The sequence below is a fragment of the Halochromatium salexigens genome (genome assembly GCF_016653295.1).
GTDB lineage: Bacteria > Pseudomonadota > Gammaproteobacteria > Chromatiales > Chromatiaceae > Lamprobacter > Lamprobacter salexigens.
Window position 1 is genome coordinate 22,078 of sequence record NZ_NHSF01000016.1, and the last position, 23,447, is coordinate 45,524.

Annotated in this window: 20 protein-coding genes; 10 read left to right on the forward strand and 10 right to left on the reverse strand. The window is 62.5% G+C overall.

Features of this window, described 5'->3' with window-relative positions:
• Genes CCR82_RS02770 through CCR82_RS02790 form a run of 5 tightly spaced genes read left to right on the forward strand, consistent with a single transcriptional unit; the run spans position 1 to position 7,578 of the window.
• On the forward strand, positions 1–2,100 hold the full coding sequence (locus CCR82_RS02770) for a putative bifunctional diguanylate cyclase/phosphodiesterase (RefSeq protein WP_201243834.1): 2,100 nt from the start codon (positions 1–3) through the stop codon (positions 2,098–2,100).
• Entirely contained in the window at positions 2,097–4,841 is a 2,745-nt protein-coding gene (locus CCR82_RS02775; RefSeq protein WP_201243835.1) for a response regulator, read from the forward strand. The genes CCR82_RS02770 and CCR82_RS02775 overlap by 4 nt, the downstream gene beginning before the upstream one ends.
• Positions 4,841–6,073 carry an EAL and HDOD domain-containing protein gene (locus CCR82_RS02780; RefSeq protein ID WP_201243836.1) on the forward strand — a complete coding sequence of 411 codons (1,233 nt, stop codon included), beginning with the start codon at positions 4,841–4,843 and terminating at the stop codon, positions 6,071–6,073. The genes CCR82_RS02775 and CCR82_RS02780 overlap by 1 nt, the downstream gene beginning before the upstream one ends.
• Positions 6,074–6,094: 21 nt before the next feature.
• Entirely contained in the window at positions 6,095–6,388 is a 294-nt protein-coding gene (locus tag CCR82_RS02785) for an antibiotic biosynthesis monooxygenase (protein WP_201243837.1), read from the forward strand.
• The gene (locus tag CCR82_RS02790) at positions 6,388–7,578 is read left to right on the forward strand and encodes an iron-containing alcohol dehydrogenase (RefSeq protein ID WP_201243838.1); all 1,191 of its coding nucleotides are present in this window, start codon (positions 6,388–6,390) and stop codon (positions 7,576–7,578) included. Before CCR82_RS02785 ends, CCR82_RS02790 begins: the two co-directional genes overlap by 1 nt.
• Before the next feature lie 63 nt (positions 7,579–7,641).
• On the opposite strand, the gene CCR82_RS02795 is transcribed toward CCR82_RS02790, so the two are convergent.
• The 7 genes from CCR82_RS02795 to CCR82_RS02825 all read right to left on the reverse strand — a co-directional run bounded on the left by CCR82_RS02795 (position 7,642) and on the right by CCR82_RS02825 (position 14,314).
• Positions 7,642–8,040, reverse strand: a complete 399-nt coding sequence (locus CCR82_RS02795; RefSeq protein ID WP_201243839.1) for a response regulator — start codon at positions 8,038–8,040, stop codon at positions 7,642–7,644.
• A 10-nt stretch (positions 8,041–8,050) separates the two neighbouring features.
• Positions 8,051–8,779 (reverse strand): Hpt domain-containing protein, encoded by a 729-nt coding sequence (locus CCR82_RS19050; RefSeq protein WP_201243840.1) that lies wholly within the window; start codon positions 8,777–8,779, stop codon positions 8,051–8,053.
• 16 nt (positions 8,780–8,795) lie between these two features.
• The gene (locus CCR82_RS02805; RefSeq protein ID WP_201243841.1) at positions 8,796–9,179 is read right to left on the reverse strand and encodes a type II toxin-antitoxin system VapC family toxin; all 384 of its coding nucleotides are present in this window, start codon (positions 9,177–9,179) and stop codon (positions 8,796–8,798) included.
• The gene (locus CCR82_RS02810) at positions 9,176–9,391 is read right to left on the reverse strand and encodes a DUF2281 domain-containing protein (protein WP_201243842.1); all 216 of its coding nucleotides are present in this window, start codon (positions 9,389–9,391) and stop codon (positions 9,176–9,178) included. Before CCR82_RS02810 ends, CCR82_RS02805 begins: the two co-directional genes overlap by 4 nt.
• An 85-nt stretch (positions 9,392–9,476) precedes the next feature.
• The gene (gene glgA / locus CCR82_RS02815) at positions 9,477–11,468 is read right to left on the reverse strand and encodes a glycogen synthase (RefSeq protein ID WP_201243843.1); all 1,992 of its coding nucleotides are present in this window, start codon (positions 11,466–11,468) and stop codon (positions 9,477–9,479) included.
• 91 nt (positions 11,469–11,559) lie between these two features.
• Entirely contained in the window at positions 11,560–13,833 is a 2,274-nt protein-coding gene (gene glgB / locus CCR82_RS02820) for a 1,4-alpha-glucan branching protein GlgB (protein ID WP_201243844.1), read from the reverse strand.
• 46 nt (positions 13,834–13,879) lie between these two features.
• The gene (locus CCR82_RS02825; RefSeq protein ID WP_201243845.1) at positions 13,880–14,314 is read right to left on the reverse strand and encodes a BLUF domain-containing protein; all 435 of its coding nucleotides are present in this window, start codon (positions 14,312–14,314) and stop codon (positions 13,880–13,882) included.
• Positions 14,315–14,468: 154 nt separating this feature from the next.
• Here CCR82_RS02825 and CCR82_RS02830 point away from each other — a divergent pair, with 154 nt between their 5' ends.
• The gene (locus tag CCR82_RS02830; protein WP_201243846.1) at positions 14,469–15,164 is read left to right on the forward strand and encodes a cytochrome b/b6 domain-containing protein; all 696 of its coding nucleotides are present in this window, start codon (positions 14,469–14,471) and stop codon (positions 15,162–15,164) included.
• A gap of 90 nt (positions 15,165–15,254) precedes the next feature.
• On the opposite strand, the gene CCR82_RS02835 is transcribed toward CCR82_RS02830, so the two are convergent.
• On the reverse strand, positions 15,255–15,722 hold the full coding sequence (locus CCR82_RS02835) for a c-type cytochrome (protein WP_201243847.1): 468 nt from the start codon (positions 15,720–15,722) through the stop codon (positions 15,255–15,257).
• Positions 15,723–16,051: 329 nt separating this feature from the next.
• Here CCR82_RS02835 and CCR82_RS02840 point away from each other — a divergent pair, with 329 nt between their 5' ends.
• The 3 genes from CCR82_RS02840 to hcp all read left to right on the forward strand — a co-directional run bounded on the left by CCR82_RS02840 (position 16,052) and on the right by hcp (position 20,197).
• Positions 16,052–18,097 carry a methyl-accepting chemotaxis protein gene (locus tag CCR82_RS02840; protein ID WP_201243848.1) on the forward strand — a complete coding sequence of 682 codons (2,046 nt, stop codon included), beginning with the start codon at positions 16,052–16,054 and terminating at the stop codon, positions 18,095–18,097.
• Between the two features lie 10 nt (positions 18,098–18,107).
• Entirely contained in the window at positions 18,108–18,377 is a 270-nt protein-coding gene (locus CCR82_RS02845; RefSeq protein WP_201243849.1) for a class I SAM-dependent methyltransferase, read from the forward strand.
• A 191-nt stretch (positions 18,378–18,568) separates the two neighbouring features.
• Positions 18,569–20,197, forward strand: a complete 1,629-nt coding sequence (gene hcp, locus CCR82_RS02850; RefSeq protein WP_201243850.1) for a hydroxylamine reductase — start codon at positions 18,569–18,571, stop codon at positions 20,195–20,197.
• Between the two features lie 104 nt (positions 20,198–20,301).
• Here hcp and CCR82_RS02855 read toward each other — a convergent pair whose 3' ends face one another.
• Together CCR82_RS02855 and CCR82_RS02860 are read right to left on the reverse strand one after the other, a co-directional pair.
• On the reverse strand, positions 20,302–20,544 hold the full coding sequence (locus CCR82_RS02855; RefSeq protein ID WP_201243851.1) for a protein-disulfide reductase DsbD family protein: 243 nt from the start codon (positions 20,542–20,544) through the stop codon (positions 20,302–20,304).
• Positions 20,513–22,759 (reverse strand): thioredoxin domain-containing protein, encoded by a 2,247-nt coding sequence (locus CCR82_RS02860; RefSeq protein ID WP_201243852.1) that lies wholly within the window; start codon positions 22,757–22,759, stop codon positions 20,513–20,515. Before CCR82_RS02860 ends, CCR82_RS02855 begins: the two co-directional genes overlap by 32 nt.
• Before the next feature lie 212 nt (positions 22,760–22,971).
• On the opposite strand from CCR82_RS02860, the gene CCR82_RS02865 reads away from it, so the two are divergent.
• On the forward strand, positions 22,972–23,325 hold the full coding sequence (locus CCR82_RS02865) for a type I restriction-modification system subunit M N-terminal domain-containing protein (protein ID WP_201243853.1): 354 nt from the start codon (positions 22,972–22,974) through the stop codon (positions 23,323–23,325).
• Positions 23,326–23,447: the final 122 nt, after the last annotated feature.

Here is a 23,447-nt window from a genome sequence, read left to right on the forward strand (position 1 = left end):
ATGCAAGAGATTCCCGCCAAGATCCTCCTCGTCGACGACGACCCTGGGATTCGTCTGCTGATCCAACACGGCTTGACCCGCGCCGGTTATCAGGTGACCGAAGCCAGTAATGGCCTCGAGGCCCTGGACGGTTTCGAGACCATCAAGCCCGATCTGATGCTGATCGACGTCAGCATGCCGCAGCTGGATGGCTTCGAGACGGTCGCCGCGATTCGCCAGCGCGACGGCGGCGAGATGATCCCCCTGGTCATGGTCACCGGCTCCGATGACCACGAATCGGTGACCAAGGCCTTCCATGCCGGGGCGACCGATTTCATCACCAAGCCGATCAACCTGCCGATCCTCACCCAGCGGGTGCGCTATGCGCTCGCCAGCGCCGAGCGCGAACAACGCCTGCGCCGCATCCATCTCGAGCAGCAAAGCGCCTGTCAACTGGCAAAGCTGGGCTTTTGGCGGCTCGAGATCGAGACCGAGGCGCTGCAATGGTCGCCGGAGGCCGCCACCCTGCTCGGGCGCTCGGCGGCCATGCCGGGCACGCTCGCCGCGCTCATCGAGGAGGCGCCGGCCGAGCAGCGCCAACGCCTGCAACGCGCCTTCGCGCAGGCCATGACAGGGGCGGCGGGGCTGAATCTGGAGATGCAACTGACGCGCACCGGCAACGCCTGCATCATCACCCTGCAAAGCAGTCCGCAGATCGAGGATGGCGTCATCGTCGGCGCCTTCCAGGATGTGACCGCACTGCGCGCCTTCGAGGATCAGACGCTCTATCTGGTCGAGCACGATGAGCTGACCAACCTGCCCAATCATCGGCTGTTCTCGCGTTTGCTCGCGGATCGGCTCGAGCGCGACGGCGACCGCGACGCGAGCGCGACGACACGCACGGCAATCCTGGTGGCCGATATCAACCGTCTGCATCGCATCAATGACGCCTTTGGTCCGGCGCGCGGCGATGAGGTGATCGTGGCCATGGCCAATCGACTGCGGCAACTGCTGCCTCCCAATAGCCTCCTGTGTCGGCTCGAGTCGGATAGTTTCGGCCTCGCCATCCCCCTGGAGAGCGTCGACCTGGACGCTTTCCAAGCACGACTGCAGACCCAGTTGGAACTGCGCTTGCAGCTCGATGGGCGCGAGATCTATAGCGATTGCAGCCTGGGTCTGGCCATCCATCCCGATGATGCCCAGGAGGCGGCCGGCCTGATTCAGGCCGCCCAAGCCGCCGAGCGAGAGACCAACCGGGATCAGAGCCGTCGCTGCATCCGCTTCTCGGAGATTCGCGCGGCGCGCGAAGAGGGGCGCGTGATCCTCGAAACCGATCTGCGCCGGGCGCTCGAGAAACGCGAATTCTTTCTGGTCTACCAACCCCAGCAGCGTCTGGAGAACCATCGCATCGAGGGCGTGGAAGCGCTGTTGCGCTGGAATCACGCCGAGCGTGGGATCGTATCGCCGGCGGACTTCATCCCCGTCCTAGAGGAAACGGGGCTCATCCATGAGGCCGGTGATTGGATCCTGGAGGAGGCGATTCGCCAGGCCGCCGAGTGGTCGAGGCAGGGGCTGGAGCTGCGCATGTCGGTCAACCTCGCCGCCGCCCAGGTCGAGAACCCGCACCTCATCACGCGCTTGTGTGGCCTGGTGAAGGATTACCAGTTACCGCCCGCGCAGCTCGAACTCGAGATCACCGAGAGCACCGCGATGCGGGTGCCGGAGCAGACGCTGCTCAATCTGCGAAAATTCAAGCAATGTGGGTTCCAAATCGCGATCGATGATTTCGGGACCGGCTACTCGTCGATGTCGTATCTGCTGCAATTTCCGCTCGATACCTTGAAGATCGATCGCGCCTTCGTCAAAGAGATCACCCACGGCAAACGCAATCGCGCCATCGTCACCGCGCTCAGCACCCTGAGTTTCCATCTGGGCCTGACCACCATCGCCGAGGGCATCGAACTGGAATCCCAGCGTGATTATCTCGATGCATTGAATATCGATATGATCCAGGGCTTCATGATCGCTCGCCCGCTCGTGCCGGAACAGTTGCTGGCGTTCATGCGAGCCTACGACGCCGACACCTCAGCGAGCCACCCGTCGGCGCAGGCGTCGTCATGAGCGACGACGATCACCAAAAAGAGATCGAGATCCTCTATGAGATCTCGCTGGCGATCGGTCACAGCCTGGATCTGCAGAGCATGCTCAAGCAGTCCGTGGGCACCATCATGCGGCAGTTGAACTGCCAGGCGGCTGTCGTCTTGCAATACGACACCGACGATGGCGAGGATCCAGCGCCGCCTAGTCGCTCGAATGGGCGCTCGAATGGACGTGCGCACGAACAAGCGCACGAGCAGGCGCACGCGCCTGAAGCTGTGCAGTGGGATGATCTCTATGTGGTGCCGAAGACGGCCCGCAAATCGTCCGAACTGCGGGAGTTCCTGACCGGATTGGACCTACCGGCGAACCAGACGGAATTGAAGGTCTGGCAAGCCGCCGCCGAGGGTGGCGCCTTGCCACAAGCGAGCGAGTTCAGCAGCTCGACCTATTACGCCTTCTATCTGGCCAAGATCGGCGTGTTGATCCTGAAACGGATTGGCCCGAGCATCTCTCGCAGTCTGCTGCTGTCGTTGAATGTGCTGATGGACAAGCTGGCCTACTCGGCGCTCGCCTGCCTGCATGATGCGCAGCTGAAACAGCAGATCGAGGCCGCGCAAGCGGCCAACATCGCGAAAAGTCAGTTCCTCGCCAACATGAGCCATGAGATCCGCACGCCGATGAACGGCGTCATGGGCATGTTGGACATCACGCTCGAGACCGAGCTGCAGCCACAGCAGCGCGATTATCTGCGCCAGGCACGCTTGTCGGCGCAGCATCTGCTCGAGATCATCAACCTGATCCTGGATATCTCCAAGATCGAGGCGAAGAAATTCAAGCTCAAACCAGAGCCGACCGATCTGTTCGAATTCATCGGCGAGCTGATCAAGAGCCAGGTGCCGCATGCACTCTGCAAGCGGCTCAATCTGCTCTACGACGTCGAGCCGACGCTGCCGCGCTGGGTCGAGATCGATCCCACCCGCTTGCGCCAGGTGATGTCGAACCTGATCGGCAATGCGTTGAAATTTACCGATCAGGGCAGCGTCAAGCTCATCGTCTCGCCCTGTCAGCCGCCGGCGCATCTGCCCCCGCAAGAGCAGGCCCAGTGGACATGCATCGAGGTCGAGGATACCGGCATCGGCATCCCGGCCGAGCAATTGCCCACCATCTTCAATGCCTTCGAGCAGGTCGACAGCAAGACGACGCGGAAATTCGAGGGCACCGGCCTCGGTCTGACGATCACCCGCGAGCTGGTCGAAATGATGGGCGGGACGATCCAGGTTGAAAGCGAGGTCGGCCAGGGCACCTGCTTCCGTGTGACTCTGCCGCTGAGATCTGCTCCTAAGCCTGTGGTCGACGATAAGCCGGTGCCGGAGGCTTTGCCCGCCTCGGCCTATCGGGTCTTGGTGGTCGATGATGAACCGCTCAATCGCTCGGTGATCCATCACATGCTCGAGATCCTGGCGGTGGCCTGCGAGACGGCGGTGAGCGCGCCGGAAGGCCTGTTGGCACTGCGCAAGGCGATCGAGGAAGCGCATCCGTTCAATCTGCTGCTGCTCGATGCCAACATGCCGGGCATGGACGGCTACGCCATGGCCGAAGAAGTGCTGCGCGAGGGGTTGCTCTGTCCCGCGCAGATTCGGGTGTTGAGTTCCTCGGCGTTCGCCGTCGAGGAGCAGCGGGACAAAAAGGCCTTCGCGCGCTACCGACAGGTGTGCCAACAGGGCTGTCCGTTCTATAACGGTCGGGCAACGCTCTGTAAGCAATTCCAGCAACAAGACTGCTTGACCAAGCCGGTGACGCTCGCCGACCTGCGCCAACTGCTCTTTCGCCAGGAGCCAGGCGTGGAGCGCACGCTGGGGATCGGCGACTCGGCGCTCGCCGAGCAGCGGCTGAATATCCTGGTCGCCGAAGACAACCCGATCAATCAACAAGTCATCATCGCGCTGCTGAGGAAATTCCAGGTGTTCTACACCATTGCCAATCATGGCCGCGAAGCGGTGGAGTGGGCCTGCAAGGAACGCTTCGATCTCATTTTCATGGATATCATGATGCCGATGATGGACGGCTTGGAGGCCACCCAGCAGATCCGTGACTATGAGCGCCAACAGCAATTACCGCCGGTGCCGATCATCGCCTTGACCGCCAAGGCTATGAAAGGAGATCGCGAGGACTATCTCCAGCAGGGCATGGACGGGTATGTCGCCAAGCCGATCAACTCCAAGCTCCTGTTCGAGGAGATGGAGCGATTGTTGAGCAAGCGCCATGCGCCATTGCCGAGTCAGGCCGACGCCGCACCGGCCTACTCGGATCTGGAGACCTGGCTCGGTGCCGACGGTGGCGGCGATGAAGACGACACCAGGGCGCCAGCTGCCGACGCGTCGCCGCCGCCGGCAACCGTCGACAAGCAGCAATTCGATTGGGCGCAAGCGGTCAAGCAACTCGGCGCGGAAGAGGACCTGCTGCTCACCTTTCTCTCGCGCTTCCTCTCCGATCTGCCGGCCGCCGAAGCGCGCCTGAGAGCGGCCTTGGAGCAGCGCGATGCCGCCTCGCTCAAAATGGAGGCACATACCTTGAAAAGCCTCTGCGCGACCCTGTGCATGGAACAGGCGAGACAGGGGTTCTGGGCGCTCGAGCAGGCCTGTCGCGAGCCCCCGAGCGACTGGGCGGATATCGACTACCAAGTGGATGCGGTGTTCGAGACGCTGCAACGCGTGCGCCCTGTGCTCGATGACAAGCTCGCACGACATGGGGCTGGTGCCTGATGGAACAGCCTGAGCACACCCCGTACTGCATCGCCTTGCAGCCGATTTGCGATCGCAGGCTGCATCATGTCGCCGATAAGCTGCTCTATCGCTCCCATTGTGGTGCCGATGCGGCGTCCTTCGATGACCCGTTCCTGGCCACGGTGCGCTCCTATTCGACGGCGATCTACGAGGTCGGTATCGAGAATCTGGTCGGCGAGCGCATGCTGTTGTTCACCGCGACATCGGAGTGGATCGAGAATACTGGTTTTTTCGAGCTTCCCGCCGAGCAGGTGTTCGCCGAGTTGACGCTGGACTTCTTTGCCTCGTCGACGGCACTCGAAGCCATTGAGCGGCTGCGTTCCATCGGCTATTTGATTGCCGTGCCGCAGACCGTGTTCGAGCAGTATCCCGAGACGCCCATCGAGCTGGTCGATCTCATCAAGATCGACAGCCGGCGCCCGAATTGCCTGGAACTCGCCGCGCGCTTCAAGGGGCAGGGTCCACGGCTGCTGGCGACCTTCGTCGAGGATCAAGCGACCCTGGACCGCGTTCATGGCGCTGCATTCGATTGGTTCATGGGATTCGTGTTCTTGCCGCCGATGCACGTCAAGGAAAGCGGGCGGCAGCGGCGCAGCAACCGCGCCGTGGAGCTGCGTCTGCTCGCCGAGCTGACCCAGCGTGAGCTGCCGTTCGAGCAACTCGAAGCGTTGCTGGCGCAACATCCGCATTTTTGCGTCCTGCTGTTCGCGCAGGTCAACTCAGCGGCCTTTTCGCGCGGCAACCGTCGCATCCAATCCCTGCACGAGGCGGTGGTGCGACTCGGCTTGGAACGCATCAGGACCATGGCGACGTTTCTGTTGCTCAGCCGCAACGATCCGATCGAGGCGGTGCAGGTGCGCATGCTCTTGAATCGCGCCGCGATGGCGGCTCGCATCGCCCAGCGGGTGCGCAGCATTGAACCACAGACTGCCTTCACGCTGGGCCTGTTTTCGCGGCTCGATGCCTTCGAGGGCCTGCCGATGCCGCAGCTCCTGCAAGGCATGCCGTTTTCCGTGCCGGTGCAAGACGCCTTGCTCAAGCGCGAGGGCGAGATGGGCAAGCTGTTGGAGGTGCTGGATGCGCATGAATCCGGTGATCTCTCGCGTCTGAGTCCTGCCGTGGTGGCGCGGCTGAATGAGGATTTCGTCCATGCGGTTGCCTGGACCGAACGCTGGTTGGTGGGGGAGGCGCCCCCACCACCGTCTGTCTAACGCCATTGAGGAGGGGAATCGATGTCAACGACACTCGTCCATATCCAGGTCGTTCCCGAGGCGCGGGACGCGTTCATCGCGGCCACGCGCGAGAATTGCGCCCAATCCCGGCAAGAGCCGGGCAACCTGCGTTTCGATCTGCTGCAAGGGGAGGCCGATCCAAATCATTTCATCCTCTACGAGGCCTATGTCGATGCCGCCTCGGCGCGCGCGCACAAGGAGACGGCCCATTACTTGGCCTGGCGCGAGGCCGTCGCCGAGATGATGGCGCGCCCGCGCGAAGGCGTCGCCTATCAGCTGCTGGTGGCCGACTGATGGCGGGCCTGTCAGCATTCTCGATCGCTCGCTTGCCACGCATCGCGTTCGGCGCCGGCGTGCGCTCGACGGTGGGCGCCTGCGCGGCCGGCTATGGGCGCCGCGCGCTCTTGGTCACCGGCGGCACCTCGCTGCGCGCCGGTCCCTTCTGGGCGGAATTGGAGCAAGCCTTCGCCACCGCTGAGGTGGCTGTCGAGCAGGTCCAGATCGCCGATGAGCCGAGCCCGGATCAGATCGATGCGGCGGTGCGGGCGTATCAGGGCGCCGACATCGATGTCGTGGTCGCCATCGGCGGCGGCAGCGCGCTGGATGCCGGCAAGGCCATCGCCGGTCTGCTGCGGCCTGGCCACTCGGTGCTGGATCACCTCGAAGGGGTGGGGCCGGAGCGGCCCTATCAAGGCCCGGCGCTGCCCTTCGTCGCACTGCCGACCACCGCCGGCACCGGCTCGGAGGCGACCAAGAACGCGGTGCTGAGTCAGCGCGGTGAGGAGGGCTACAAGAAATCCTTTCGCGACGAGGCCCTGGTCGCCCGTGATGCGCTGGTCGATCCCGATTTCCTGCAGACCTGTCCGCGCTCGGTACTCGCGGCCAATGGCATGGATGCCTTGACGCAATTGCTGGAATCCTTCGTCTCGACGCGCTCGAATCCGTTCTGCGCGGCCTTGGCCCTGGACGGGTTGAAGCAGGCGCGGGAGGCGTTGGTGCCGCTCTATGAAGACCCGACCGATGCCGAGGCGCGCGCCGGCATGGCCTATGCGTCACTGCTCTCGGGCGTCTGTCTCGCGCAGACCGGGCTTGGCTCGGTGCACGGCTTGGCCTCGCCGCTCGGTGCCTTCTTCCCGATTCCGCATGGCATGGCCTGCGGCACCCTGGTGGCCAAGGCCACGGAGATCAATCTGAGCGCCCTGCGGGCGCGTGAGCCGGAGAACCCGGCCCTGGAGGCCTATGCCACCGTCGGTCGCCTGTTCGCCGGCGATCAGGGCTTGAGCCGGCACGCCGCCTGGGATGCACTGCTCGAGCAGTTGTGGCGATGGACCGAGGATCTGCAACTGGAGCGCCTGTCGGCCTGGGGCGTCACGCAAGCCGATCATGCGCGTATCGTCGCCAACAGCCGGGGCAGCAGCATGAAGACCAATCCCATCGTGCTGCGCGACGAGGAGATCGCGGCGATCCTCGCGGTGAGGCAATAAGTGGCGGCGACCAAGTGCGGCAATATACGCCGCGGCCCCTCGGTGGCCGCGGCGCGCTCACCGTTAGGCGCAGCGGCTCTTGTGGAAATGCTCCAAGGCCTTTTGGATGCGATCGGGATTCAGCGGCTTGACCAGGAAGCCGTCGACGTTGCGGGCGGCCGCTTGCTGCACATTCTGCACCGTGCTGTGCGCGGTGAGCATGATGATCGACACCGCCTGCTCGCTCTTGCGCAGCGCATCGAGCACCGCGATCCCATTGAGTTCGCCCGGCATCTCGATATCCAGGAACACCAGATGCGGTTGGTCGTCGCGGAAGCGCTCCAGAGCCTCCTCGCCCGAGTCCACCTCGAGCACTGCGGTGTGCTCCAGGGACTCCAGGGTTGATCTCAGGAGTTTTCTTAGCATCGGATCATCGTCCACGATGAGAATGCGGATCTGATTGGGATCACAGGACCAGGGCATTGAGCGACCCTCAATTTGTCGATTGTTGCAGGCGTTCGGCCTCGGCGAGGACGGCCTCGATCTGGGCCGCGACCTCGTCGAGCGCATGTCCCTGGCGCAACAGCCCCTCCGCCGAGGCGGCGAGTGCGCCCAGTTGATGATAGCCAAAACTGCCCGCTGAACCTTTGAGTTTATGCAGGACGGCTTGAGCTTGGCTTGCGGAATGCTGTTCCAGGGCCGATCTCAGATCGTCGAGATAATGGCTATTGAGTGCCTCGATAAAGGCGCTTCGCAACAGGCCTAATCCATCACCCTCCAAGCCCGCGCGCTCAGTCGAGGAAGCCTCTGGAGTCGGTCCTTGCAGGTCGTGCTCGAGCAGCCGCTTCAAGGCCGTCGGGTCGATCGGTTTGTACAGCAGATGCGCATCCTGCGCTGTCAAGCGTGCCTGATCGGACGCCGACAACGGGGTCGTGACAACGATGATCGAGGCCGTCTGTCCCGAGCCACGGATCAGGTGCGCAGTCGCGCTGACGGCATCGAGGCTGGCCTCGGTGCCAACCTCGCTGCCGGCCAGATTGAGGTCGATGAAGACGACTTCAATCGTCGTCGTCAGCAATTGCTCGATCAGTTCCTCGCTGCTACCGACGGCAGTGACGTCCAGGCCGAGGGCCTGCAGGTGCTGACCGAGCCGATCGCGGCTCGCGGGATCGCGATCGGCGAGCAGGGCGCGTTGTTGAGGTTGTTGCCAGAGGTCATTCACAGGCGTTCTTACTGGTTCATAAAACAGGCACGGAATAAGCGCGGATCGCTGGATCGACGGTCGCGAGCGTCAAGCGATGTTGTAGCGCTTGGCAGACCAGCATTCGGTCGAACGGGTCGCGATGCAGGTCGGGCAGGCTGGTCAGGCGCGCCACGCTCGGCTCGTCCAGCGGCAGCGATGCAAGCCGATGCCGGCGGCGCTGTTCGGGAAGATAGACCTCCGGAGAGGCTGGTAACGGAAGCTTTCCGAGCCGATATTTAACGAGTGCTTCCCAGATCGAAACAGGGCTCAGGAAAACCGTGTTAGACGGGTCCTGAATCGCCTCTCGCAGCTCCAGTGACAGTGCCTTTGCGCCGGAGAGGTGCCACAGAAAGACATGAGTATCGAGCAGCAATCTCATTGTTCAAATGTGCGTAGCACATCGTCCGGCAAGGGTGCGTCAAAATCCTGAGGAACCTCGAACTCTCCGGCACACAGGCCAAATGGCCGTGGCTCACTCGGCGTTGCATGCCGATCCTTAATGAAGGCAGCAAAGTCAAGAACCTCGTGCTGCCGGGCCGCTGGCAACGCGCGTACTGTTTCGAGCAGTTGTTCTTCGAGCGTCATCATCATGGATATCACCGCTGATCTGTAACCTCGTTGTTGGGCTTGCGGTTGGTTCGCGTTGGCCGAGTCATGGTGCTATGCGACTCGTCGCTCAGCGATCACGGATAAAGTCATAGATGTTCAAGTAATCCTGGCCCGGATGGTTCCAGGAGTAATCGCTGCGCATCGCGTTCTTCATCAGCTCGCGGAAGTGCTCGGGGTATTGGTAGTAGCAGTCGATGGCGCGGATCAGCGCCGATTCCAACCCCGGCACATCGTAGTTGTCGAAGCGATAGCCGTTGCGCTGGTGCAGCGGGCGGTCGGAGTGGTCCTTGTCGAACACGGTATCGGCGAGGCCGCCGACGGTGCGCACCACCGGCACCGTGGCGTAGCGCAAGGCGATCAGCTGCGTCAGACCGCAGGGCTCGAACTGGCTCGGCACCAGCATGATGTCGGCACCGGCGTAGATCAGGTGCGAAAGATCCTCGTCGAAGCCGATCTCGAGATGACAGTCGGGACTGTCGTTGAGCATGTGCTTGAGGCCCCAGAAATCGTTGTTGATGCCCTGATCGTGGCTGGAGCCGAGCAGCACGAACTGGGCGCCGCGCTCCAGCGTCGAGAAGATGGCGTGGCGCACCAGCTCCAGGCCCTTTTGCGGGTCGAGGCGGCCGATGAAGGCGACGATCGGCTTCTCATTGTCGGCGAGCATGAGCCGGTGGCGCAGGGCGCGCTTGTTCTCGTACTTGGCATCGAGGGTGTCGAGACCATAATGCGCCGGGATGTAGCGGTCGATCTCGGGGTTCCAGACATCGTAGTCGATGCCGTTGACCACGCCGCCGTACTTCATGTGGTGGGTGTGCAGGGTCGGTTCGAGGCCGAAGCCCTGGCCCTGATCCTTGGTCTCGAAGGCGTAGCGCGGCGAGACGGTGGTGACGAAGTTGGCGTAGACGACACCGCCCTTGAGCAGGTTCAAGGCGTTCTTGTGGTGATTGTCGCCGAGCCGGTGCCAGTCGAAGAAGCGCTCGGGCTGGTGCAGGCCGGTGGCGCGCAGCAGCTCGGCGCCGGTGACGCCCTGATGCTTGATGTTGTGGATGGTCAGGCAGGCACGCGGATGGGTCATGCCGAGGCGCTGGTAGAACTCGTAGAGGAACACCGGCACCAGCGCGGTCTGCCAGTCGTGGCAGTGGATGATGTCGGGATGCTTGCCGGCCTGCCAGAGGTACTCGATCGCCGCGCGCGAGAAGAAGGCGTAGCGCAGCACATCATCGGGGAAGCCGTAGATGCGGCCGCGATTGAAGAAGTTGTCCGGCGAGTGCGGTTCGATGAAGAAGCACTTGCGATCATGCACGAAGCCGAAGTAGACCGTGCAGTGGATGGCGCCGTCGTACCAGGGCACCCAGAGGTCGTTGTAGACCGGATGCAGCTCGAAGATGTGGTCGTAGCGCAGGTTGTCGTGCTTCGGCAGGATGATCTCGACATGGTTGCCACGGATCGCCAGCTCCCGACCGAGGCCGAAGACCACATCGGCGAGGCCGCCGATCTTGGCCACGGGCGCCATCTCCGGCGTGATGTGGACGATGAACAGGCTCGGGCGCGGCGGATGGCGAACTGCGGGCGGTTCTGGTGTGGGCTCGGGCTCGGTTGGAGCTGGTACTGGTGCCGGCTGTTCGGCGCTGGGCTGTGGCTCCGATTCCGGGGGTGATGTTGGGGCTGGCTCCAGTGCGCGGGTTGCGCTTGGTTCCGCCGCTGGGATCTCGGGCTCGGCTGCGGGCCACGTCTTGGCCTTCGCCGCGCCGGTTGCCTCAGTGGTCGTTGCGGTGACTCCAGGCTTCGGCTTTGGCTTTGGCCCGGGATCGGCTGTTGAGTCCGGAGTCGATGCAGCCGCCTTGGCTTCGGGAGTGGCACTCACCTGGGCGGATTCGGCTGCCTTGCCGCGTGCCGAGGTCGACTGGGGAGCGGGCGATTGATCCGGGCTGGAGTCGCTGTCGACTTTGGACTTGCGCTCGTTGGTCGCCTCAGTAGTCTTCGCGGATGGCGTCGTGCTCGCACCCTTGCGGCTCGCGGTTGCCTTGGTTTTTTTCGTGGTGGTTGGCTTTTTGGCCATCGCTACTCACCTGCGCAATCGGTGTCATTCGAATGCCGGGCGGCCCCGTGGCCTAACCCGGTCCTCGGCGTACTCGCGGCATGCTGCCCGCTCAGTCGGCCGCCTTGGCTGTCGTCTCGCTTGCCCCGTCTTGTGCGGCAGTGTCCTTGGCGTTGGTTGGCGCGGGTTTGAGCACAATGCCAGCAAGCGGCGGCAGGGTCAGTAACAAGGATTGTGCATGGTTCATCCAGGGCACCGGTTCGGTGCTCAGTGGGGCGTTGCCATTGTCGACGCCGCTGCCGCCAAAGGCGGTCGCATCGGAGTTGAAGACTTCCCGATAATCGCCGGCAACCGGTACCCCGACCCGGTATTCGCGGCGCGGGACGGGCGTGAAATTGAGCGCGACGACGAGATGCTCGGGCACCGAGGTCAACGTCTCGCCCCGCTCTCCATCCTTGTCCGCGGGCTCTGTCTTACGCTGGTAGATGAGCACCGAATTGTGCGCATCATGGCAGTCGATCCACTCGAACCCTTCGCCAATGAAATCGAGCTGATGCAGCGCTGACTCGTCCTGATAGAGTCGGTTGGCTTGGCGCACCAGCTGTTGGATGCCTTGGTGGAGGGGGTACTCGAGCACGTACCAGTCGAGGATGCGCTGGCTATCCCATTCCTCGCCCTGGCCGAACTCGCTGCCCATGAACAGCAGTTTCTTACCCGGATGGGTGTACATGTAGGTGTAGAGCAGGCGCAGGTTGGCAAAGCGCTGCCATTCGTCGCCGGGCATGCGGTAGAGCAGCGAGCGTTTGCCGTGCGTGACCTCGTCGTGCGAGAGCGGCAGCAGGAAGTTCTCGGTGAACGCATAGAGCATGCTGAAGGTCAGCGCGTCCTGATGGTACTGGCGGTGGATCGGGTCTTCCTTGAAGTATTCCAGGGTATCGTTCATCCAGCCCATGTTCCATTTCAGGTCGAAGCCGAGGCCGCCGACATAGGTGGGCCGCGTGACCTGTGGCCAGGAGGTCGATTCCTCGGCCATCACCAGCGCGCCGGGCACTTGGTCGTGGACGATCTCATTGAGTTCGCGCAGAAAGGCGATGGCCTCGATGTTTTCGCGCCCGCCATATTGGTTCGGTATCCACTCGGTGCGCGAGTAGTCCAGATACAGCATCGAGGCAACGGCATCGACCCGTAGCCCGTCGATATGGAATTCCTCGAGCCAAAACAGCGCGCTGGAGATGAGGAAGTTCTTCACCTCGCTGCGACCAAAGTTGAAGATCAGCGTGCCCCAGTCCAGGTGCTCCCCGAGGCGCGGGTCCTGGTGCTCATAGAGCGCGGTGCCGTCGAATTGGCCGAGGCCGTGCGCGTCTTTTGGGAAGTGCGCCGGCACCCAGTCGAGGATGACCCCGATGCCGTTGGCATGGCAATGGTCGACCAGGTAGCGGAAATCGTCTGGGCTGCCAAAGCGGCTGGTGGGGGCATAATAGCCGGTGGTCTGATAGCCCCAGGAGAGGTCGAACGGATGCTCGGTGATCGGCATCAGCTCGATGTGGGTAAAGCCGAGATCCTTGATGTAATCGACCAGACGCTCGGCGAGTTCGCGATAGTTGAGCATCTCGCCCTCGGGGCCGCGCTGCCAGGAGCCCGGATGCACCTCGTAAATGGCCATCGGGCTGCGCTGCCAATCCCGGCTGGCGCGCGCCAGGCGCCAGGACTCGTCGCGCCAGCGGTAGGTGCTTGGCGGCTCGACGAGGGTAGCAGTGCTCGGACGTACCTCGAAGCGCCGACCATAGGGGTCGGCCTTGAGCAGGATGGACCCATCGCGCGCGCGGATCTCGAACTTGTAGAGCAGACCGGGCGGCAGGTCGGGGATGAACAGTTCCCAGATACCATTGCCGTATACGCGCATCGGATGGCAGCGCCCGTCCCAGGCGTTGAATTCACCAACCACGCTGACCCGCGCTGCATTCGGTGCCCAGACCGCGAACAGCACGCCGGCGATACCGCTGGTCTCGTGCACGCGGGCGCCGAGCAGGCGGTAGGCGTGCCAATGCCGGCCCTCGCCGAACAGATGCATGTCGAAGTCCGGCAACTGCGGTGGGAAGCTGTAGGGGTCGTGGGCGATGTGTTCGCGGTGATCTTGGTCACGCCAGATTAGCCGATAGTGCTGGGGCAAATCCTCGCCCGCGCCCCGCCACTCGAAGATGTCGGTGCCGCTGACCCGGGTCATCTCTTGCTGAAGCTCGGCGATGGTGACGGTCTCCGCCTGCGGCAGGATGGCACGCACGCGAACCTCCTCGCCTTCATAATGGCGGCCGAGCACAGCAAAGGGGTCGGCATGAGTGGCTTCGGTCAGTTGTTGCAGCGTGGCGGGGAGTTGGTTGTGGCTCATCCAGGATGCCTCGTTGTCAAGGAAATAGGTCGCGATATCGGGCGCGTTAAAAGATGTCTTTCGCCGGGTCTAGGCCCTGCTTGCGGACGTACATCAGCAGTTCCTTGGCGCGCCCCATAGTCTGGGCGAGGGTGCGCAAATCCTGTGGATTGCTGTCTTCTTGCGGAAATTCCATCCATTCAGTTCCATCCATCGTCTGGAAGCCCATGCTCCAGTCCGGATACTGGCTTCGGGAGACCAGTTCCTCGAACAGCAAGGTGATTTGATGGTGGCGCTCATCCTTGCTGATCTGCTTGAACAGGTTGCGGATCTGATCGGCCTCGCCTTCGAGCACTTGCAGGAAGTGTCCACCTTGGAACAGTAGCAGACCAGTAATGCCTTGTTCGGCGTTATGCTGGCGCGCATAGTTCAGGATCTGGAGTAGATCGTCGCGATTGAGTTCGCGTGTCGCCGTACTGGCGTAACAAAGTTGGAAGGGCATGGCCCGCAACTCCCGTGGCAGATTGTCATCGATGGCTCGATTCTACGCGTTCGCGCGCTCTTGAGCCTCATCGGTCGGGCATAATGTGCGCGCGAGGGGCCGGCGGTTTGGACCGCTGGCGTTGGAGCATCGGGCCGTTGCGGACATCCTGTTTATGCGTATCAAGGTTTGGGATCTACCAACACGCGTCTTCCACTGGACGCTCTTTCTGGCCGTGAGTGCCGCGCTCCTGACCGGTCTGCAAGGCGGCAACTGGATGGTCTGGCATGAGCGCACCGGGCTCATGATCTTGGGGCTGTTGGCGTTCCGCCTGGTCTGGGGGCTGGTCGGCTCGACCTATGCGCGTTTCGCCCAGTTCATGCCGACGCCAGGCAGGGTACTGGCGTATCTACGCGGTCACTGGCAGGGCGAGGGGCATAATCCACTCGGCGCCCTGTCGGTGTTCGCGCTGCTCCTGATCCTGCTGTGGCAGGCCGTCAGCGGGCTGTTCAGCAATGATGACATCGCTTTCAATGGTCCGCTCTATGATCTCGTGACCAAGGCCACGAGCAATGAACTCACCAGCCTGCATCGGCAGGGGCTGTGGGTGATTTTGGCGTTCGTGGGCTTGCACATCCTGGCCGTGCTGTTCTACACGCTGGTGCGGCGCAACAATCTAATCCGACCGATGATCACCGGCTGGAAGCCAGCGCCATCCGATGGTGCGCACGCAGGCTCCGCGCGCGGTGGGCCACTGTGGGCCTTGCTGCTGGCGCTGTTGGTCAGCGCGTTGGTGGTGTGGATCGCCGCCGGCGGTCTGCTACCAGCGCCCCCACCACCGCCTCCACCTGGCAGCGTGCCGAGTTGGTAAGGCCGCATGATCAAAAACGCCAGCGGTATGCGGCGCGAGACCCATCATGGCCTCGCGCCTTGGCTCCTGAAGGAGCCAGCTACGCGAGGATCAGTCCTTGCGGAACTTGTCGTGGCAGCCCTTGCAGCTCTCACCTAGTTCGCCGAAGGCGGTCTTGACCTCAGCCTTGTCGCCAAGCGCGGCGGTCTCGGCCATGTTGTTGGCCGCCTCGATGAAGGCCACGGCGACCTTGCCGACCGCTTCCTGGTCGGTGAACAGCTCCGGTTTGACGCGGGTCTTCACATCACCAATGTCTTGGTCGGTGCCTGGACCATAGAGCGCGCCCATGCCGGAGTTGGCGATACCGGCGATGGCGTCGGCGGCGGCCTGAACCTGTTGTTGGTTGTAATCGCCTTCCAAGTTCGCCTTGATCTTGCCCATGTTCCAGGACATGAACCGATAGCCGGCCTGGCGGGTCTGGATCTGCTCTTCTGGCTTGAGGTCGGCGGCCGTCGCAGCCGTGCCCACAAGGGCAATCGCGATGGTTCCGAGCGCGGCGGCGCGTAAACGAGTGATCATAATGGCTTCTCCTTGGTCGAAGGTTGGCTGATGGGTTGACTTGGCCGACGGATCATAACGGCTTGCGGCCTCGCGTGCACCATGCCGGGCACCGTCGTGGCGACTGTCGCGCCTTGTTCTCGGTCGAGGTCTTCCAATGATGCCGCTTGAGCCTCAGGCAGAGCGCGAGCGGCCTCTCAGGTGATGCATGATGAGCCCTTGGGCATTACCATGAGCCTACAAAATCTGTGCTTATCTCCGTTGAGGCGATGGCTGGTACTCTGCTTTCCCGGCGACTAGCAACTCATTGATTGACCCCGAACGGGTGGCGCGCTATGCAATCACTAAGCTTGAAGGCCAAGTTACTGACCGCCGGGCTCGCGGTGGCCGTCGGCCCGCTCGCGATCGTGGCTGTTTTTTTATATTCTCAGGCCGATGTCATCACCAGTCTGGCAAGAGAGGCGATCGTCGAGCAAGGCCATCAGCAGATGGAGAAGAAGATCGGTGGCATTCTCGACACCGTTGAGATTACACAGGATCTGCTCCAAAAAAACGTCAAGACCCTGCTGAGCTTGGCCTCGGATAAGCTTGAACAGCTCGGTGGTCTTCATTTTTCCGAGCAGCGCTCGGTGGAGTGGAAGGCTGTCAATCAGTACACTGGCGCCCAGCAGACGCTTCAGCTGCCATTGGCACTGATTGGAGACGCTGTCAAGTTGGAGCCGGAACAGTCATTCGATCGCGGGGTGGCGTTGGTTGATGCGATTGGTGAGCTGACCGGTGATACGGCAACCCTGTTTCAACGGATGAATCCCGCTGGCGATATGCTGCGCATCGCGACCAATGTGGAAAAAGACGGTCAACGGGCAGTCGGTACCTTTATTCCCGCGATCAATCCAGATGGTGAGCCAAATCCGGTGCTATCCGAGGTGCTTGCCGGTCGGACCTATATTGGTCGTGCCTTTGTCGTCGATCGTTGGTATGTAACGGCTTATCAGCCCATCGTCGGAGCGTCTGGTCAGGTTACGGGCATTCTTTATGTTGGCATGCCAGAGGCGAGGGCGACACAGCCGCTCCTCGATCAACTGGCAGAGAGGCGGATTGGTGAGACAGGGTATATTTTTATCCTCAATACTCGAGGCGAAGATGCGGGCAGGTATGTGCTCTCAGCCAATCGCGAGCGGGATGGGGAGAACATCCTGAGCAGTCAGGATACCGAAGGCCGTTATTTTATCAAAGAGATGATTGAGCGCAGCCACGGGCTTGAAGCCGGCGAGACGACACTGATCGAGTACGAGTGGCAGAATCCCGGTGAGACAACACCTCGGACCAAGCTGGCCATCTACGCCTATTTTCCAGACTGGGATTGGCTAATCGCAGCCAGTGCTTACGACAGTGAGTTTTATGCTGCTGCGCAAGACGTCGAGCGCTCTATTACCAGCGTCACCAACTGGATCTTCCTGCTGACAGCAGTGATGGCCATTGTCGCGGCTGTCGTCTTCTACCTGCTGACGCGCAGCCTCGCCGGCCCTCTCAGTCGCATTAGCCAGGATCTACAAGCGAGCAGCCTGGAAACTGAGAAGGCCTCCGAACAGGTTTCGGCATCGAGTCAATCGCTTGCGCAAGGCGCCAATGAGCAGGCCGCGTCACTTGAAGAATCCACGGCCAGCATGCAAAGCATGAGCGACTTGTTGACGCACAATGCCGAGCTTTCACGCCAGGCCAGTGAGTATTCGCAAGAAGCGGAAGGGGCCGCCAAGAATGGCGTGTCTTCCATGAAACACCTCAGCGGTGGCGTTCATCAGATTGGTGAGTCGATCACCGAGCTCAATGACGCTATTGCAGATATCCAGTCATCAACGTCCTCTATTTCCCAGGTCATTGACAAGATCGATAACATTGCATTCCAGACCAATATCCTGGCATTGAACGCATCGGTTGAAGCGGCGCGAGCTGGAGCAGCCGGCTCCGGATTCGCGGTCGTTGCCGGAGAGGTGCGTAACCTGGCGGTGAGGGCGACAGAGGCCGCAAAGGAGACAGCGGCGCTGATCGAGCGATCGGTGAACGCCAGCGAGAAGGGTGTGGCGATGAATGCAACCGTCGTCTCGTTGCTGGACGATGTCAAAGGTAAAACGGCGAGCGTCGATTCAGCGCTTACGCACATCGATACAAGTGTTGTTCGTGTCCATGGCGTCATGAATGACATGGATGCTGGTGCAAAGCAGCAAAAAGAGGGCGTCGAGCAAGTCACGATCGCATTGAAGCAGATCAACGATGTCACCCAACAAACAGCCGTCAATGCCGAGCAGGCAGCCGGCGCCTCGGACGAGCTAAGCACTCAGGCCAATCGATTGCGCCAGGCGGTGGAACGCCTGAATGGGATTATACAGGGCGGGTAAGCGGGAAAGCTTGCCTCGCGATGTGCGCCATCTGGCCAAACTGCTGCCTGATGGTGTTCGCTCACTGCTGATCACGCTCGAGTACGATCAATCGCGGATGAAGGGGCCGCCCTTCTCGGTCGCCGAGCGGGAGGTGCGAACCCTGTTCGAGCCCAGCTTCCAGGTCGAGACGCTGAGCGTCTTTGATGCGCTGGCCGAGAGTCCACGGTTTAGGGCGCGCGGGCTCGAGGCGCTTTCAGAGCGGATTTATCGCCTCCAGCGGTGTGCACGAACGCCGTGACCATACAACCCCGAGCGGCGCGGGATCATGCGGGATGCCTCACGAGCGCCCGGTTGAGCAACGTCGACCGACGGCGAGCGCCAGAACCGTCTTGACCATGGTCAAGTCGCATCGCCCTGTCCGCTGGAAGACTGTCCCTGTCGATCGTGGCATCGCCACCCCAACAACCGTCAGCGGACCGAGTCTTTCAAATGAGTATGTTCTGTTTCCAATGTGAAGAGGCCACCAAGGGCACCGGCTGCACCACTAAGGGCATTTGCGGCAAGACCGAGACCATCGCCGTGCAGCACGACCTCTTAGTCTACGTGCTCAAGGGCCTCGCCATTGTCGCTGAAGAAGCGCAACGCCGAGGCCAGCACGATGACTCGATCGGCCCCTTCATCGCCCAGGCACTGTTCGCCACGATCACCAATGCCAACTTCGATGCCGCGCGCTTCAACACGCTGATTGAGGCCACCATCGCCAAGCGCGATGCACTGAAGGCTGCCATTGGCTTCAGTAGCGATCAGGACGAGGTCACTTGGAACGGACCGGTCAGCGCCTATGCTGCCAAAGGCGCCGAGGTGGGCGTGCTCTCGCAGCCCAATGAAGACCTGCGCTCACTGCGCGAGCTACTGGTCTATGGCGTCAAAGGCATGGCCGCCTATACCGACCATGCCGCCATCCTCGGCCTGGAGAAGCCCGAGATCTATGCCTTCATGATCAAGGCGCTGGCGGCCACCACCCGCGAGCTGAGCATCGAGGAGATGACGGCGCTGGTGATGGACTGCGGCGCCGTCGGCGTCGCCGCGATGGCCCTGCTCGATGAGGCCAATACCAGCGCCTATGGCCATCCCGAGATCACCCAGGTCAAGCTCGGTGTCGGCACCCGTCCGGGTATCCTGATCTCTGGCCACGACCTGAAGGACCTGCAAAACCTGCTCGAGCAGAGCGTCGACAGCGGTGTCGACATCTACACCCACAGCGAGATGCTGCCGGCCCACGCCTACCCGGCGTTCAAGCAATATCCGCATTTCGTTGGCAACTACGGCAACGCCTGGTGGCAGCAGGACAAGGAATTCGCCGCCTTCAACGGCCCGATCCTGATGACCACCAACTGCATCACCCCGGTCAAGGCCGCCTATCGGGATCGCATCTACACCACCGGCATGACTGGCTGGCCGGGCGTCAAGCACATCGCCGATCGGCCCGAGGGTGGCGCCAAGGACTTCTCGGCGATCATCGAGCAGGCCAAGACCTGCCCGCCGCCGACCGAGCTGGAGCAGGGCGAGATCACCACTGGCTTTGCCCATGCCCAGGTCATGGCGCTGGCCGATCAGGTCGTCGACGCGGTCAAGACCGGCGCCATCAAGCGCTTCGTCGTCATGGGTGGCTGCGACGGCCGGCACAAGGAGCGCAGCTACTACACCGACGTCGCCCAGGCATTGCCGCAGGACGCGGTGATCCTGACCGCCGGCTGTGCCAAGTACCGCTTCAACAAGCTGGAGCTCGGGGATATCGGCGGCATTCCGCGCCTGCTCGACGCCGGCCAGTGCAACGATTCCTACTCGCTGGCGTTCATTGCGCTGAAGCTGAAAGAGGTGTTTGGGCTCGATGATATCAACGAGCTGCCGATCTCCTACGACATCGCCTGGTACGAGCAGAAGGCGATCATCGTGCTGCTGGCGCTGCTGCATCTGGGTGTGAAGCACATCCGGCTTGGCCCGACACTGCCGGCCTTCCTGTCGCCGAACGTGGCCAAGGTGCTGATCGAGAACTTTGACATCAAGCCGATTGGCAACGTGCAGGAGGATGTCACAGCGATGATGGCGGCTGCGTGAACTGCTGGTCCGGTGGGCTCTGCGATCGCTAGCCGCATCCGCAATCGTCTTAGAGCCTGAGGCCGACGACGCAGGCTATTGCTGATGTGCTCAGGCGGGCGATCTCAGGGGGCCAGGCCTATCGGCACCTGCAGCACCTGCGTCTCCGGTGGCAGGCAGCGATCGTCGCTGCAGGCCTGCAGGCGCAGCTCTACTGGCAGCCAAGCGCTGGTCCGATTGGCCTCTCGAGACAGTGACTCCGATGCTGATTTCAGCACGGCTTTGATCTGCGTTTGCCCTTGATAGACGGCTAACGGCTTGCGTTGGAAGCCAAGTTTAAGGATATCTGCTCCCGGATAGTCCAGCATCTTCGATGCGCCAATACTGAACGCTCTCGGGCAGGTCCAGACGGGTTGCGATCAGCGCCTGCTGCAGCGGCTCATGGGCGTTGATGTGCCAGCCCGGCGCCATGTCGATCGCCAGGCGAAGGGTTGCTGAATCGCCATCGCGCGTCACCTGGCCTTGCAGTCGAATCGCGCCGCGGGCGGCATATTGCGTCGGGCCGGTGTCTCCATGGCGCAAGCGATTCAACGCGACCAGTAGAGATGGAACGGCGCTGGGGCTCTGTTTCACCCGACCCGAGACCGCGCCCAGCAGCTCGCGGGCGCGATTGCCATCGCTCAGGTCATCCGTGCGCTGGTCCAGGGCGGCAAGCAGATGCAGGGCGGCGGAGGTGCCTGATGGCATGGGGCCGTCGCTCAAGTCTTTTGGGCGTGCCATGAGCGGCGTCTCGGTGCTGGCCTCGCCCATGAAGAGCCCGCCACCGTCGGGGTCGGCGAAGCGGCTCCAGAGCGCGTCCGCCAGCTCGCGGGCTCGGCTCAGCCAGCGCGGATCGGCGCTGGCGTCGTAGAGCGCGATCATGGCCCCGCCGAGGAAGGCGTAGTCCTCGAGCAGCCCCGGCTGGGTGGCGCGACCGTCCAAATAGACGCGCTTCAGCTCGCCAGGTGCGACGCGCGCCTTGGTCCAGAGCAGCTCGGCCGCACGCTCGGCGGCAGCCAGGTAGCGGGGCTCGTCGAGGGCATCGCCGGCGTTGGCCAGCGCACCGATCATCATGCCGTTCCAGCCGGTCAGGATCTTATCGTCGCGGTGTGGATGCGGGCGGCCCTCGCGGACCTGATAGAGCGTCTCGTGGATGCGCGCCAGGCGCTGCCGCAACTGGTCGGGAGAGACGTCCTCGGCAGCGGCAAAGGCATCGAGGGCGACCGGCACATGCAGGATGTTGGCCCCCTCGAAGTTGCCCGTCTCCGTGACCCCATGGAAGCGGATGGCCAGATCGGCATCCTCGGCCGGCAAGGCGGCGCGGATCTCACTCGGTGTCCAGAGGAAGAATCGTCCCTCGCTGCCATCACTATCGGCGTCGGTGGCCGAGTAGAAACCGCCTTCGGGTGAGGTTAGATCGCGGAGCACGAAGTCCAGGGTGCGGCGGGCGACCTGCGCGAGCTGCGGATCAGCGGTAAGGCGCCAGCCGCTGAGGTAGACCTGCGCGAGCTGGGCTTGGTTATAGAGCATCTTCTCGAAGTGCGGCACCAGCCAGTCGTTGTCGATCGCGTAGCGGTGGAAGCCGCCGCCTACCTGGTCATGGATACCGCCGCGCGCCATGCTCTGCAGGGTCAAGATCGTGGCCCCAAGCGACGCCTCATCGCCCGTGCGCAGGGCCTGGTCGAGCAGCAGCCCAAGCTTTGGCTCTTGCGGGAACTTGGGGGCGAAGCCGAAGCCGCCTTGCAGCTCGTCGTGGCGCGCGAGCAGCTCGGCCACGGCTTGATCGATGATGGCATCGTCGAGTGCGGCGGCTTGGCCTTGGGTATCGAGCGCCCGGCTCACGGTACGGGCGACCTGTTCCGCCCGAGCGCGCAGCGCTTCGGGTCGCCTTTGCCAGAGGTCCCGCGCGCGCTCGAGCAGCTGGGTGAATTCGGTCGGTGGGAAATAGGTCCCGCCGTCGATGGTGTCGCCGTCCGGGGTCAGGATGCTCGACATCGGCCAGCCGCCACGGCCGGCGAGCAGCTCGACGGCGGTCATGTAGGTCTGGTCGACATCCGGATGGACCTCGCGGTCGACCTTGATGGCGATGAAATGCGCGTTAAGCAGGCGCGCGATGGTGAGATCCTCGAAGCTCTCGCGCTCCATCACATGGCACCAATGGCAGGTCGAGTAGCCGATGGACAGGAACACCAGCTTGTTCTCGCGGCGTGCCTGCTCGAATGCCTCCGGTCCCCAGGGGTACCAGTCCACCGGGTTATGGGCATGCTGCAGCAGGTATGGAGAATCCTCCAGGATCAGACGGTTGGTGAACTGTGGTCGTCCGTCCGAGCGCAGATGCTCGGTGCGCGGCTTGTAATCGGCGCCTTTGGCCGCGAGTGCCGCATCGAGCCGCTGTTGCAGCTCGCGGGGATGGGCGAAGGCGGCATCAGTGACGCTGGAGGCCTCCATTGCCTCGGTTGTCCAGGTCGGGGTGCCGGCGGCAAGGAGCCAGAGCGCGAGCCCGAGCAGGGAGAAAGTGGCCCAGCGACCGCGCTGGCTCGTCATGACGTCATCGGCACGAGTCTGTCTTGGTTTCAAAGGATCAAACCTGTGGTGTTGAGGGGCGCTTGGGCGACCGACTTGGGCGACCGGCAGCGGCCTGAACCGCCCCAGCTCATTGGCCACATAGGCCAGTATCGGTGGCGTCCGCCTTCCGCCGTGTCGCCGATCTCTACATAATGGCTGGCTATGGGGGGACAACAACCGAAGGATCATCCTTGGCTCAGCTAGAACATATCGAAGCCATCGAGCGCCGCCTCTGGTCCGCCGCGGACACCCTGCGCGCCAACTCCAACTACGCCAGCAACGAATACTTTCTGCCCGTCATGGGCCTGGTGTTCTTGCGTCATGCCTACAGCCGCTATCTGGCCGTCCGAGAGGCCATCATCGCCGACCTGCCGAGCCGCGGCGGCAAGACTCGCCCGCTGGCCAAGGCCGACTTCTCCCAGAGGAGCGCCATCTACCTGCGTGAGGAAGCCCAGTTCGACCACCTGGTCGCGCTGCCGGACAGCGCCGACCGCGCCAAGGCCATCATCGCAGCCATGGAGTCCATCGAGAGCGATTACGGGTAGTGCCCCGATCGATAGGATGCCTTGGTTTTGTTACAATCACGTCAACTTGAGATAGAAAATCAGTTTGCCCCATGCACTGTCCCGATTGTCATTCCAAAAAACTTGTCAAAAACGGTTTCAAT